We start from the raw sequence: 14,486 nt of genomic DNA on the forward strand, positions 1-14,486 counted from the left end.
GCCGTGCTCAACCACGTCCTACTCCGGAGGCGGCGTCACCAGCTTCGTAGCGCTGGGGTCGACGTCCACTGCACAGGTGAGGGTCGGCAGGTCGTGGTCGAGCAGGCCGTTCATTTCGATGGCCGCCCGGCTGAGGAGGTGGGCGGCCTGGACGGACTGGCCGTCGGCGACGGCGGCGTAGAACCGGGCGGCATAGGTGATGGCGTCGACGTCGCCGATGGTGTCGGACATGCCGATGGCGAACGGCACGGTGCTGACCAGCTTCCCGGTCTGGGCTGCGGAGTGGCAGGAGTTGAGCAGGACCAGCAACGGCTTGTCGTCCACGGCGGCGATGGCCCGGGCGAAGGCGCCGGCGCTGACGATGGCACTTTCGTGAAAGCCGTCCTCACCTTTCTCGAAAGCGATCAGATCCTGCGTGCTGTGACCGGAGAAGTGCACGACGTGGGGACGGAACCGGGTCAGCGCGTCCAGGAAGACGTCCGCCGTCGCGGCCGGGTGGACATCCAGTTCGACAAGGTCGCGATGGGTGGCACTCTGCACCGCCGCACGAATCCTCTGCTGCTCCTGGCCAACTCGCAGGTCACCGGCGGAAGCGGCCGCCAGCAGCAGCACCCGCAGTTTTTCCGGCTTCGGGGCCCGCAGTTCCCTCAGCACTGTGCGCACCTCGCCCTCCGTCGTCGACAGACGGCTCTCGATCTTCTGCTGTTCACGCTGGCGAGCCTTCTCCGCGGCCGCCCGCTCAGCCTGTTGCGCCTTCGCCAGCTTGGCCGACAGATCAGCTGTCTCCTTGGAGAGCTTGCCCACTCTGGCGCTCCACGTGCTGGCGTCCTGGCTCGCCTTGTTGGCCTCGTTCTCGTACCGCTCGGCAGCGCGCAGCTTGCTGTTGATGGTGCCCTGGCTGCGCGCCTTGGCTGCGGCCGCTCGCTCCTTCGTGGCCTTCCCACGCTTGTCGGCTTCCTTCTTGCGGAATTCGCCGACCTTCTTCTCCGCGTCAGCGCGAGCTTTGTTCTTCCTGTCCAGCTGGCTCCGGTAGTAACTGGCGTTCATGGAGGTGCCCTTCTGCGGTTCCCGCTTCGCCAGGTTATGGCCCCCCGCTGACAACGCTTCGTCTGCCAGGACTGCGTTCGAGCGGGACGGGTCGGGGGGTTCCGAGGGGCGGGAGCGTTGGAGCGGGTCTGACCGCAGCCAGGCCCAGCCCTCTTGGATGTCCGTCGTCTCTCCGGAATCCGGTGGTGCCAGAGAGTCACGGAACGGCGCCAGATGGTCGGCTTCGTCGGAACGTCCGAGCGCGTCGAGGACCGCTGCCTGCGTTGTCATCGCTTGGTGCAGGCGGCTGGTGAACACTGCAGGAAGTTGTGCGGCGAACCGGCGGAAGATTTCCACGGCCTCCCCTGCTTCTTCCAGGGCTCTGTCCAGGTCCTGGCGCCAGCTGGTCCGTAGCCCCGCTGCCGCGTTCAGCGATTGTGCGAGGTCGGGGAGGAAAGCGTCCGGGTTGGTTGCTGCGAGGCGACGTCGGAGGGCGATGGCTTCGTCGAGCGCCGTGAGTGCTTCGTCCGACCGTTCAGTCTCTGACAGGCGGAGGCTGAGATTGTGCAGCGCGGCGGCGAGCCGAGGGCTGTGGGTGCCGGTGCCGGGTTCGGTCAGGTGCCGGTAGAGGGTGACGGCTTCCTCGGCGGTGCTCAGGGCCTCTTCATGCCGGCCTGTTTCTGACAGTGCCGCGCCGAGGTTGAGCAGCGTGCTGGCCAGGCCGGGAACAGCGGAGTCATGGCCTGTCCGGGCGAGTTTTCGACAGATGAGGACGGCCTCTTCGGTGGCGTGTACTGCTTCTGCCGGGCGGCCTGCTTTCGACAGCGCGGCGCCCTGGTTGTTGAGCATGGTGGCGAGGCCGGGAAGGAAGGTGTCTGGGTTGGTCCCGGCGGTTTGTCGGGACAGGGTGACAGCCTCGGTGATCGCGCTGAGTGCCTCTCGATGCCGTCCGAGGTCGGCGAGGCGGTTGCTGAGGTTGGACAGTGACCGTGCGAGGTCGTACGTGTGCGTGACGGGGTCGGTATCCGTCAGCTGTCGCCGGATCACCACCGCCCGCTCGGCTGGGGCCAGTGCCTCCTTGCGCTGGCCGGTCTCGTCCAAGCGGTTGCTGAGCGTGGACAGGGCGATGGCAAGAGCCGGGCGGAAGGCATCGGGATCGGACTGGGCTGCGCTCTCTGCGATGGCGATTGCTTCTCGGGCGGCCTGCAGAGCCTCGCTGGAGCGACCGGTTTCGGCCAGCCGATCGGACTGGGTGGCGAGGGCCGTGGAGAGGTTGGGCCGGTAGGCGGGGTCGTCGGAAGCCAGCCGCCGGTAGACCTCGATTGCCTGGTCGGCGGTAGCGAGAGCTTCGGTATGGCGCCCTGCGCGCCAGTGGTGCTCCGCGAGCTCGGTGGAGTGGCGGGCCTGCTCAGCCGGGTCAGTGCGGCCTGCGGCAGAAGGGGAGCGTTGAGCGAGGCGTTGCAGGAGCAGGGCGGCGCCGGCTGGGGTGATGGGGTCGACGATGTAGGGGGTGAAAGGCCTGAGGAGGATGGGGAGGTCCATGAGGGTGTGGCCGGGTAGGACCACAGCCAGGATCCGCTGGCTCGTGTCGGTCGGGGAGTGGGCGAGTTTGTTACGGAGAAGGCGGGCTTCGAGGGTTGCTGCGGCCCCAGGGGCGGCTTCGGGGTCTTCGGCGCGGCGTTTGTAGGCGGGGGAGACGATGACCAGGACGAAGTCGGCCGCCCGAACTTCGTGTCGCATCCAGGCCGTCACGTCCTGGCCGGCCTTGATGTCGATCTGGTCGAGACGGGCGTCGATTCCTTCCGTACGCAGCAGCCGCCACAAACTGCGGACCTGTTCGGCGTGGGTACCGTCGTCGTCTTCACGGGCGTAGGAAATGAACACCCGCGGCGGCTGGCGCCCGGTCAGCCCGCCACTCGCATAGTCGTCCCCGGCCGATGTGGAAGGGGCGTCGGGCAAGGAGTGCAGGCGGGGGATGCGCCGCATGTACCGGCTGCAGGCCTTGTTGAACCCGCGGTCGTCGACCAGGGTGCTGATGGCGGCGACAGCGAAACGAGGGCGTGTGGAGCGGTCGTCTCGCATTGCGATGGCGAAGCCCAGAAGGAAGTCCCCGAAGAAGACGGGGGCCCCGGACATGCCCCTGGCGAACGGTTTAGTGCTGCGGGGCTGCGGCAGGGGGTTCGTGGGTTCGAATTCGTACGCGGCACCTCGGGAGGAGGAAGTGGGGCGCAGGGTGCCGGTCAGATGGCCGCTCGGTTGTGGGGAAGCCGCGTCTGCGATGAGAACGCCGGTGAGGTGGCAGGGGCTCAGTGGTTCGTCGCCGGTCAGCTGTGCCCAGCGGGGGGCGGAGAAGTGGCTGTCGGTGGCGGGCTCGACGAGGTCTTCCTCGGCGAGGAGCAGAGCGGCGTCGTGGGTGTCGTGTGCCCATAGGACGCGGCAGTCGACCCAGCCGTCCGCGGTGATGGTGCCGCGCCTGTTGCGGACCTTGACGGTCTCCGGTCGGCTGCCCGGTTGGAGGATGTGCGCGGCGGTGAGGATCAGGCGAGGACTCAGCAGGAAACCGGTACCCAGCTGGCGGAAGCTGCTCCCGGCGAGCACCGGATCCATGGTGCTGGCGATCATGACGATCCGCGTTTCTGAAGGTCCGCCTGGCCATCGTGGTGGTGACAGCGCACTGTCGCGGGGAATGGGTGGGGTGTTGTGCAGGAGATCCTCTACGGCGGTCAAGGCTGCGGCGGTGGACAGCGGCTGGGACGGGCGCTGGTGCAGGGCGCTCCAGTGGGCGCGTTCGCGTTTGAGGAGGTAGGCGGAGGCGCGGGCCGGGTTGGTCGGGGCGCTCTCGTGGTGCAGGTGGGCGTCGACGGCGGCCAGGGCGGCGATGTGGATGGTCAGGATCTGGGCGTAGTCCTCGTCGGTGTCCAGGTCCGGGGGCGGGCCGATACGGGCGGCCTGGTCGTGGGGGAGGCCGAGGTGCGCTGCGAAGCTGTCGCAGGCGAGGTGGAAGAGCTCAGTCCGCGCCCGGACTGAGGCTGCCAGCGGCTTCAGCGGGAGCGTGTCGTGCGCAGCGTCGAGCCGGTGGTCGATCCACGTGGTCAGGTTCTGCCACCAGGCTCCCGCGTGGCGGGCGAGCAGGAGTACGCGGACTGGGGTGTTTCTGCGGTACAGGAGCGGTTCCTGGAGGAAGTCGTGCAGGGTGGAAAGGGGCCAGGTTTCGGCGTAGTCCACCACGACAAGGATTCCTGCACGGCGCCCCGGAAGGTCTTTGGGCGGGGTGGCGTCCGCACTCGGCTCGCTGCTTGGCGGTGTCGACGCCTTCCCCACCGCCCATCCTGCATCCTGGCTCATTTTGCCGAACTCGATGGCCAGGCGGGTTTTCCCCTCTCCAGCGGACCCGTGGATGAGCCGGATCGACAGACCGGCCGGATCATCGCGCCAGCGCGTGAGGCTGGCGAGCTCGGCGTCGCGGCCGGTGAAGGGCACCACCTGGAAACGAGTGGACAGCAGTTCCGAGGGCCGCTCGGCAAGGGTTCGTAGTTCGGGCAGGGCAGACGAGGTGGGGAACTCCTCGATCCGGTAGGCGGGATCTCGCCAGTAGCGGCTGAGCGCTGCGTCCGGATCTGCGGCTGTGGCGTCTGGAGGGGGGGCATCGGTCATGGAATGGGGCGGAGTCTGAGATTCCTCACCATTCCTGTCGGGCGCTGGCTCTGGGGAGTGCGTGGTCTCCTGCATGGATGACGGCACGTCGTGCGGGTGACCGACGGCCGGTGGCGCGGGCTGGTGGTCGGGGTCTGCTGATGAGGTGATCGACGTGGGTGTGGTGTCTACCTGGGTGGCTGATGGCCGCAAGCCTGGCGCGGCCGGTGCCGCGTTGGGCGGACTGGTTGTTTCCGCGGGGGCGTCTGCGGCGGGGATGGTGATGCCGAGGAGGCGGAGGGTGGCGGTGGCGGCCTGGGCGAAGGGCTGGAGCTGGGCGGGTAGTTGGGCTGTGGCATGCGGGCTGTGGAGGATGGCGGCGATGCCGCCAGGAGCGTGGGGGTGGGTGGCGAGATGGCGGCTGAAGGCGCGGAGGGTCTGCCAGGCGTCATGGGTGGTCAGGTGGATGCGCAGCCGGTCTCGAGCCGCGGGGCGGAGCGTCAGGACGGGGTCGTGGCCGGGGGTGGTGGCGACCGTCAGGAGGCCACTGGTGAGCAGCTCGGCGAGGTCGGCGAGCTGGGCTTCAGGTACGGCCTGGTCGCGCAGCGCGTGCAGCAGAGGCAGGGTGAGTTCGGGCAGGTGGGAGCAGAGGACGGCGAGACGGACTGCTCCGGCGGAGGCTGTGTGCAAGAAGGCGTCGGCGAGGCCTGCGGGATCGTCGGTGGATTGGGGGGCGGGGGAGGCGGTGCCAGGGGTGACGGCGTGGGGCAGGCGCCCGGTGGCAGGGATGAGTACGGCGTCGCAGCCGTGCGGGTCCGCGGCCATCAGGGTCCGGGTCCAGGCGCCCAGCGAGTGAGGGGTCAGAGAGGCGACCGGCAGCGCCTGCCACGGACTCAGGTTCTCGCGGTGTCCGGGGCGCGGGTGCCATCGCAGGGGCAGGCGGTAGTTCAGGGCGCTGTTGCGGGTTCCGGCTTGGGGGGCGGTCGCGTGCACGGCGGGCAGGTTGAGTGCGGAGCGGCGCCACAGACGCTGCGGCAGCGGGTTGACTAGAGCAACGGGTGCCTGCCGGCCCCAGGCGCTCAGTAGCTGCCAGGGCCGGGGGTGGTGCCAGCCGCGTGCGGCGCAGTCCGAGACGACCACAACGAGGCGTCGGCCGTGTGCTCCGCTGCCGTGGAGAGGGACGCGGTCGGCTGGAATGGCCCGCTCGCAGTGGTCGCGTACGTGAAGCTGCGCGTCCTGCCAGTGCAGTTGCCAGGTATGTACGGCGCGGAAGGCGCCCAGGCTGCCCAGCAGGCGGACCAAGGCGTGTGTGGTCTCGCCCCAGACGCTCATCGACAGCGAAGTGTCGACGATGACGACGACTTCGAACCAGCGTTCCGGCCGTGGAGCGAAGATCGGCACCAGTGGCCCTCCGCGAGCATAGTGCTCCACGGTGGCGTCGACATCGAGGCGCATTCCGGCGCCGCGGCGCCACGTCCTTCGCAGCGGCTGGAGCGCGCGTCCGACGGCCAGCGCGCCGGGGAGCGGAGCGGCCCGTCCCAGGGACAGCGGAACGCCGCGGACGTGGGTGATTCCCCCCGGGTGGAGCGCGGACACCTCAGCGTCTTCTGCACCGTCTGCGGTGTCGGCCGGCGCTGACGGTGATGGCTCGGAGGCTTGTGCGGGGGCGCCCTCCGCGGCAGTGGGTCCTGGGATCGCGGAAGCGGCTGCGGCACCGGCCTCGCCGGTGTCGTCGGCTGCGGCGCGCGCGGCGGCCAGCCACACGGCGTCGGCGAGGAGCTGCGGGTCTGCGTCGGCCGGAACCGAGGCGCCGAGCGCGGCCAGGAGGCGGCCGAGGTCATCAGGCACGGGAGAGCTCGCGAAGAAGTAGCTCGTGCAGTTCCTGGCGCTGCTGTTCCGGGAATTCGTGATCACCGGTGAGCAGCGCGACGGCGTTCAGGAGCTGGTCGATGGCAAGGTGTTCGCCGCTGCCCACCCGCTCGGCGAAAGCGTTGATCAGTTCCTGAGTGCCGGCGTCGGGTGCGCGCTTGAAGTGCGCGTGCACGATGTTCTGTAGTAGTTCGGGTGTCAGCGGGGGCATGGTGTAGCGGATGCAGCGGCGCAGGAAGGCCGGGGGGAAGTCGCGTTCCCCGTTGCTGGTCAGCACGATGAAGGGAAACTGTGTGCACTGTACGCGTCCGCGGAGGATGACGTATTCATCCTGGCTGTCCCACTGGCGGACCTTGACCTTGGGGCGCCGGTAGCGCACGAGCTCGGGGATCTCGTACTCGCCGCGCTCCAGGGCTTCCAGCAGGTCGCTGGGCAGATCCAGGTCGCTCTTGTCGATCTCGTCGATGAGCAGGGCCCGTGGCCGCTCCGCAGGCAGCAGAGCCGTGCCCAGCGGTCCGAGCTGCAGAAACGGGGCGATGTCATCGCCGCCGTGGTGGTGCCTGCGCTGTGTGCGTGCGCCGGGGCGGTTGCCCATGGCGGCCTGCAGGCTCTGGGCATGGATGCGGCCCAAGGCGTCGTAGCGGTACAGCGCCTCAGTCAGCGTGCTGCGGGAGGCGATGTGCCAGCGCAGCACCGGGCCGAGGCCCAGTTCGTGGGCGACCTGCTCGATCACGGTGGACTTCCCCGACCCGGCGGGCCCGGTGATCAGGAGCGGTCGGCGCAGGTGCAGGGCCGCGTTGACCGCGTCGGTCAACCCGGGCGGAGGCCGGAATTCCTCGTGCTGCGGGGTGCGGGGGAAAGTCCGCCACGGCGGCGGCTTGGCCAGCGACGTCTGCCGCCGCTCGCCGTCGCCGTGGTAGTAGGGCTTCCAGGTCACAGCTCCTCCTCGAGGGCGGCCACGATGCGGTTCTCGAACGGGCGGCAGAAATTCAGCCACGCTTCGTCGTGCCACACGGCCCGGATGTCGCCCAGGCAGACCGGGCAGTCCGCGTGAGAGCCCTTCCAGCGGCTGCGATAGGCCTCGGCGAAGCCGTCGGGCAAGTCGTGCCAGTTCTGCTGTACCACGGTCTGGACTTGGCCGTTGGCGGGCCGTGCATCGGCGCGCGGCCACAGGATGATCGGCGCATAGGGCAGGAGCAGTCCCAAGATCTCATGCAGGTCCTGGGGGTGGTGGTCGAGCCCGACCGCCGTGGCGTACTGGCCGGTCATCAGCGCGTGCTCCAGGCCGGGCTGGTCGACCAGGACAGCCGGGTCGACCCACTCCACAGGCACTTTTCCACAAGACGCCATGGCGTTGAGTGTCTTGCGGGCGGTGTCGTTGATCTCCGCGTTGTCCTCAGACGGGTCCAATCGGCCGCTCCAGCGCGCAACGACCACATGGTGAACTCCCAGAAGAGAGCGGCCGACCTTTTCTTCTTCGGGCTGCCACTGCGCCAGCAGATGGGCGGGGGCGGCCACATCGACGTGCATCAGCAGTTCCGGGGCAGGAAGCCGGCTGCGTGCCCAATCCAGCGCTGCCTTGATCGCTTTTCCCACACCGATGCGGTCTACGGATTCACAGCCGAACCGCTCGCGCGCCGGCAGTGCCGACTGACCAAGCAGTAGCCAGGCGTCCACCTCTTCCGGCCAGTCTGCCCAAGCGCCGGCCAGGCTGACGACCAACCGCACTTCCTGCTGCTGCCTGCTCTGCGAGAACTCGGCCAGGGCATCGTTGAACTCGGTGATCACCCCATGCTGCTGCGCCCACTTTCGCATCTGGGGATCCTCGACCCCGGAATCAACCTGGTGTTCGACGGCAGCCATGAAACGGGCAAGGCCCTGCCATCGAGCTCCGTCGACAGGCTGCGCGGACAGGGCGGCGTACTCCAGCAAGTCCCGCAGCGGCACCGCTCCTGCAGCCTCCAGTGGAAAACCCGCCAGACGTCCTGCAGCACGGAGCAGATCGCTGGTCAGCGCAGTGGCGAACACGCTGCTGAGTAGTTCGCCGGTCTGTGCGCATTCCACGAGCGCGCCTGCCACGTCGCCCACACGGATACGCCAGTCAGCGCTGGCCTCGTCCTCGACCGGGCCGGTGTGTACGAAGTCGTGCAGTTCGGTGAGCGTGGTACGGGTCAAGCGCTCAGGCAAGTGCCGCTGTACCCGCCACATCTCCACGGCCTGCTGCAACTCCTGCCGTCCCAGTGGGCCCACGACCTCGTCGGCAGCCCGCTGGCTGCGATAGCGGCGGTTGCGGGCCAGCCACAAGCCCCCCAGGGCGAACGGGTCGTTGTCATACTCCATCCACCCGACAGTCTGCCCACTGACCCGCTCGCGCAGCTCCTTGGTAAGCATCCGGCCCACGAACACTTCGCTGCCTGCCCCGGCGAGTCCCTCAGCCAGCACCTTGACCAGGGCGAAGGTCAGTCTCATGTCCCGAGCGGGCTGGTCGGCTGCAGCGGCGGTGAGCACCGACAGCCGCGTTCGGCCTGCACGGATACCGCCCGCGACCTGGCCCGTATCCGGCGTGGCTCCCGAAGCGTGACAGGTATCGACCAGTGCTATCACGCCGTCCACGCCGGCCTCATCGGCTGCCTCAGTCAGCAACTGCCTGACGTTTACCGCCGACGAAACACTCTCCGTCGTGGAGTCACTGACCATGAAGTACAACTCGGTCTGCTGCGGTGGTGTAAACCCGTGGCCGAGCAGCGCCACCACCAGCACAGCACCATCGGCCTTGGCCTGCTGCATTGCCTCCTCCACCGCCTTGCGGATGTCCGCAGGCTGGAGTTCCCTGTTCACCAGCAAAGACGGGTACTCACCGACGCGGGCCCGACAGCCCCCCAGCGCAGGATCAGTCAGCACGTCATGCAACTCACGCGCGGCCTGCTCAAGCCGCGTCAACGTTCCCATGGCCCGGCACTGCGCCCCGATCACCAGCACATGCCGCGCCAGCCCGCCCGTCACTGCTTCAGCGCCTCCACGATGGGCCCGGCCACAGCCGGCTGCCGCAAGTACTTCGTCGCCGTGTGCACCCACACACCGTCAGAGTCCACCCGATCCGTCACCGGCACCACCCCGGAGAAACTCGGCAGCATCCACTGCTGCACCCGCGGGCGGGCTACCACGATGTCGTCCCGGTCCCAGAAGTTCAGCCACCGCCCAACCGGCTCCGGCGTACGCGCGGGCTGCGGACGCACCCGCTGCAGCACCGCCGCCCCCGTCGCCAGAGGAGAGCCCAAAGTCACCAACAGCTGTACCGAACCTGCATAGTCATGCAAGGCCTCGAACGCCACAACCGAGCCCAGCGAATGCGCCACCACCACCAGCGACCGCTCCGGATCCACTCCATGCAGCACCCGCTCACGGATCCGCACATCCAGCGGCCGCCCACTCTCGTCCGCCCCACCGCGATCCAGGTAGCGGCCGACCTGAGCCAGCTGCCCCAGCAACGTCCTGCCGCTCGCCCACTGGGCAGCCCGCCGCAGCCCAGGCACCTGCAACAGAGTCGTCAGCACTCTCCCCAGGACTCGAACCGGCTCCCCGACCCCCTGCCACTCCCCATCCCCATCCCCATCCCCATCCCCATCCCCATCAGGCAGCTGGTCTCGGGCAGTCTCGATGGCCTTCAGCGCGCGCTGATCTCCTTGCTCTTGGGCCTGCAGACCGAGCTCGTCGATGACGTCTCGGACCAGTGCGTCCAGGAATGCCACCTGCTCATCGTCGTGCCCTCCGGTATCCGATCCCTGCGTGCCCCGGACCACGAACAGATCGCTGTAATCCGCGAAGCGGGCCTCCGCCAGCCACCCCTGGGTCAGCCCAGACACCGAATTGGCATGCCCCGCCTTGCGGGCGCCCTCGGCCAGTGCTTCCAGCCACTCGCGGCGCTCCTGAACGGCATCTCGTACGCCGCCGATACCGTGTACGAACACCAGCTGGCTCCTGGCGGAATCACTCATCCCATACCCCCGTACAGCAGTCCGCGCCTTGACTTCTGAACCCTGCAAGCTCGTGAGAAGAAATGTGCTCAGGGTGATCCCTATCAGATTGAAAGGCGTACATGCTCCAGAACGGAGAAGAACGCCTTACCATGCCTCTTACTGCCATGGGCATTGCGGTGGCAGGCAACGCTGGTGCGGCCGCGGTGGTGACGTCCTTCAGGCCCATTCGACTCCCAGTTCGGTCAGCGCGGCACGCTGGTCAGGGGTGAGCCTGTCGCGGCGGCTCCGGGTATTACTCATAAACACCCCCAGCTTCACGACTACCGGCTGCGTCTCGCCCTCGGCTGTGATCTGTTCGCTGTGGCCGCGTGGGACCGGCCGCTGACCCTCCCGTTCCACCCACTGCGTGAGGGCCGTCAGGCCGCGTTGGAATGCCTGTTGTGCCTTGCTCGGGCTCTTCGCCGCATGCCCAGCCACCGGAGCCGCAGGCGGCGCCTCGAGCGGCTTGATGCCCAGCGTGGACAGCCGCTGCTGCTGCTCGGTGGATAGCTGCGCCCAGGTGCCCGGCTTGCGCTGCTGCTCCAGCCATCGTCCGATGTCGTCGCCGTCCATGAGTACGCCGGGTGCGATGTGGGGCAGACGGCCGTGGGGTTCGTCGGCGGCGAGGTCGGCGAGGACGCGGTGGTGCCGTTGCCAGTCGAGGGGCCAGGGGCAGTCCCAGTCCTCATCGATGGCGGTCAGCTGCGCGGCGCGCTCTGCGGCTCGTTCCGGGTCTTTGCCCAGGCCGTTCTTCTGGCCTTTGCGGCGGAGGTTGGCCAGGTGATGGCCGATGGGCATCATCGCCTCGCCCTCACCTTGACCCCAGAGGGCGTCTTGGCGGGGTGCGAGGTGTCCGTGGGCGCGGTGGTAGGAGCGCAGGGCGGCGAGTTTGGTCTCCCAGGCTTCGTCGCCGGGTTCCCACACCATCCCTTCGTCGTCCAGCTGCTGTTTGCGGTGGTCTTCGAGTGCGCCGGCGCGGTGGGCGCGGCGCTGCTGGTGGACCCAGCGGCCCAGCGGGAAGACGGTGACGCCGAGTTCGGTTTCGGTGTCGTAGGGCACGGTGCACAGGCCCTTGATGTGGTGCCGGGCGCGCCAGCGGCGCAGGGCCTGGTAGCCCTCCAGCCAGACCAGGGATTCGGGCCGGTAGACGCGGGTGCGCAGGAATGCGGCGATGGTGGCGGGGTCGCGGGGGCCGGCGAAGTGCAGCAGCGCCGACTCCACGGCGGCCTCGGCCGCATCCTGGCCCTCCTCCTCACCCTCGCCCTCGCCGCCGCCCTCGGTCTGATCGGGCTGGATGATGTTGCCGTCGGCGTCGCGTTTCACGTGGATGCGCCGGCGCTCCTTGCCGCGGGTCAGGGCGCGGGAGGCGAGTTGTTCCACGAGGCGTTCGTCGTGTGAGCGCAGGCCCTGCAGGACGGCCACGAGGGGCTTGTAGGAGGCGGAGGAGATCATGTTGTCGGGGTCTTCGCCGGGAGAGAGGAAGACGGGGACGATGATGCGGGCGACCTTCGTGGTCCCGTCCGGATTCGGCCTCAAGGCTCGGCCGATGTTCTGCATGATCTCGACCTGGGAGCCGCGGGTGTCGGCGAAGCAGATCGCCTCGACACCGCGCAGGCCGGTGATGTCGACGCCTTCTCCAAGGACGCGTACGGAGGCGAGGAACGCGCGGTGCACGCGGCGCCCCTTGGCGTCGATGCCGTTGGCGAACTGGTAGATCACCTTTCGCCGTTCGCTGACGAGGTGGTCTCCGCACAGCCAGGCGGACCAGACCCGGTCGGCGGGCACGTGACGGAACGGTTCCAGCTCGTAGGGCTCGGCTCCCATCGAGGACCGGGGCAGCGCGGCGGCGTCCTGAAGGGCCTTGCCACAGGCCTCGGTGGCGTACAGCTCTGCGGCGGTGGCGGGGATCTTCGCCGCGAACGCCTCGGCCTCCTCGACGCGCTGGTGGAACGTCATCACGGTGTGCAGGTTGTGAGCGGCGGCGTGCTCCAACAGGGCGGCCTGCAGCAGCGCGAGGCGCCGACCGCGCAGGGCTTCCTCGGACAGCCCCAGGATGGGATCGGGGTCGCGGATCTCCAGGACATCGATCTCGAACCCAGCGAGGATCCCGCGCTCGATCGCCTCGGACAGCCCGAGATCGGCGATCCGCTCGCCGTAGGTTCCGTCCGGGTCGGAGACCATCGAGGCGATCTCCAATTCCCTCCCGTCCCGGCCCTTCTGGGGCCGTGGAGCGGCGAGGATCCTGGGGGTGGCGGTGAGGTAGAGGCGGAAGTCGGCGGGGATCCGGACGTTGTCGTGGATGGCCGCCCAGGGTCGCCCCAGGTCGCCGGCGGTCCCGTGGGCCTCATCCACGACCAGCAGGTCGAAGGGGTTCATCTGCTGCCCGTACATCAGCTCACCGCCTGCCATGGCCATCTCCAGCGGCCCGCGCATCTTCCGCTGGCCCGTGATGTCCCGGGGGTCCTCACGGTCGACGAGGGAGGCGTACGTGGCGAACACGACGACGGGCCCGCTCCCGGCCCACAGCGCCAGCTGGATCGGGTTCGTGGTCGTACGGACGCCCAGCTCCTCCAGGACCTCGTCCTTCTCCAGCGAACACACCGCGACCATCAGCCCGTTGTGACCGATCCGGCGCCACGCCCGGACGGTCTGCACGAGCAGGTCGAGGGTGGGCACCGTGACAAGGATCCGCCCGCCCGGGAAGCACTCCAGCGAGCCCGCGGCGGCCGTGTACGTCTTCCCGGACCCGGTCGCCGACACGATCATGGCGCGCGCCCCCTGAGCGGGCACAGATGACCTTGCAGGAAATCCCACCCACTTACGGAAACTCGCCTTCTGATCGACCTGGTGTTCCTTGAGCTGAATCGCAGACATTTACTCTCCTCCTCGATGCCTAATTCCGGCGGTATTTCAGACGGTCCGCGTGCGGGTACGTGGCTGAGTGGTCCCAGATCGACCCATTGGCGAGGCGCCGGCCGCCGGGCTTTCCGTCCTTCCATGACGGCTTGTCGTCCGGGTCGTAGTGCCCGGCCTCGAGGATGACGTCGCCGGTGGACAGACTGCCGGCCTCGCCCAGTGCCTCAGCACACGGCGCCGCTCTGTGGTGTGCGGGTGTGTGCGCGCCAGCACCGTCTCCCGGACGAACGCCTCCAGGCGCACCAGCCCGGCGCGCTCACGCTGCCTCACGTCCGCGATGTGTACGGCAAGTTCAGCAGCCCCGGCCGACCGGAAGCCGCGCCGCGACCAGCCCTGGTTAATGCGCACAAGGGTCTCGCTCACGGCTGTCACGCCCTCATCCCAGCTGTCCTCGAACACCGGACCCGGAGTCATGCCGCCCAGCTCGATCACCTCGCTCTGCGCCCGGCGACCGCCCCGGCCTCCAGTGCGGCGACCAAGTCGTCCGCCTCGCTCGCGGGCACGCCCTGCGAGGCCAGGAATGCGAATTCCTGCTGATACTGCGTCACTCTGTGCACAGAATCGCCGCTCAGCGCAGGGTCTGTTCCGGTAGGTTCGTAGTGACCGGTCATCTGCGGCCGTTCCTCTCGAATATCCACCCCGGTGGTGGTTGCGGGGCGTCCCTTGTTTCCACCAACGGTACATGCAGCATCAACCTGATGCACGTGCTACGCTGAAACCCGGCGCGAACGAGCGACCTCCACCCCCGTAGCTAGCCTGGCCCGGGCAAGCGGGCCTGACGGTCCGTAAGGCGAAGCCTGAAGGACCATCAGGGCGGGGGAGCGCAGCGAACCCGCCCTGGAGTGCTCAGCACCCCCTAACTCCCGCACTGGAGGGCCCACTATCCGCACCTGACACCCCTTCAGCCGGAATCGCGCATCGCGCAGCCCGCCGTGCCGCGCAGCGGCCGGCCCCACCGGATCCAGGAGCGCAGCGTAGGGATCTGCCCACGCGCTGCGTGGGCAGCGGGAGCGCAGCGACCGCTCC

At 68.7% G+C, this 14,486-nt stretch carries 5 protein-coding genes; all 5 read right to left on the reverse strand.

Translation table 11 applies throughout. The features are described 5' to 3' along the window. Window positions 1–18 precede the first annotated feature (18 nt). A complete protein-coding gene (locus AB0J04_RS28835; protein WP_363171483.1) occupies window positions 19–6,573 on the reverse strand; it encodes an SAV_2336 N-terminal domain-related protein in 6,555 nt (2,184 codons plus the stop codon). Then, window positions 6,500–7,465 (reverse strand): MoxR family ATPase, encoded by a 966-nt coding sequence (locus AB0J04_RS28840; RefSeq protein ID WP_363171484.1) that lies wholly within the window; start codon window positions 7,463–7,465, stop codon window positions 6,500–6,502. The genes AB0J04_RS28835 and AB0J04_RS28840 overlap by 74 nt, the downstream gene beginning before the upstream one ends. After that, on the reverse strand, window positions 7,462–9,531 hold the full coding sequence (locus AB0J04_RS28845; protein ID WP_363171485.1) for a hypothetical protein: 2,070 nt from the start codon (window positions 9,529–9,531) through the stop codon (window positions 7,462–7,464). Before AB0J04_RS28845 ends, AB0J04_RS28840 begins: the two co-directional genes overlap by 4 nt. Continuing rightward, entirely contained in the window at window positions 9,528–10,523 is a 996-nt protein-coding gene (locus tag AB0J04_RS28850) for a hypothetical protein (RefSeq protein ID WP_363171486.1), read from the reverse strand. The genes AB0J04_RS28845 and AB0J04_RS28850 overlap by 4 nt, the downstream gene beginning before the upstream one ends. A 198-nt stretch (window positions 10,524–10,721) precedes the next feature. Continuing rightward, window positions 10,722–13,418 (reverse strand): Helicase associated domain protein, encoded by a 2,697-nt coding sequence (locus AB0J04_RS28855; RefSeq protein ID WP_363171487.1) that lies wholly within the window; start codon window positions 13,416–13,418, stop codon window positions 10,722–10,724. Between the last annotated feature and the right edge of the window lie 1,068 nt (window positions 13,419–14,486).

It is taken from the genome of Streptomyces sp. NPDC050263 (assembly GCF_040655955.1).
Classification (GTDB): domain Bacteria; phylum Actinomycetota; class Actinomycetes; order Streptomycetales; family Streptomycetaceae; genus Streptomyces.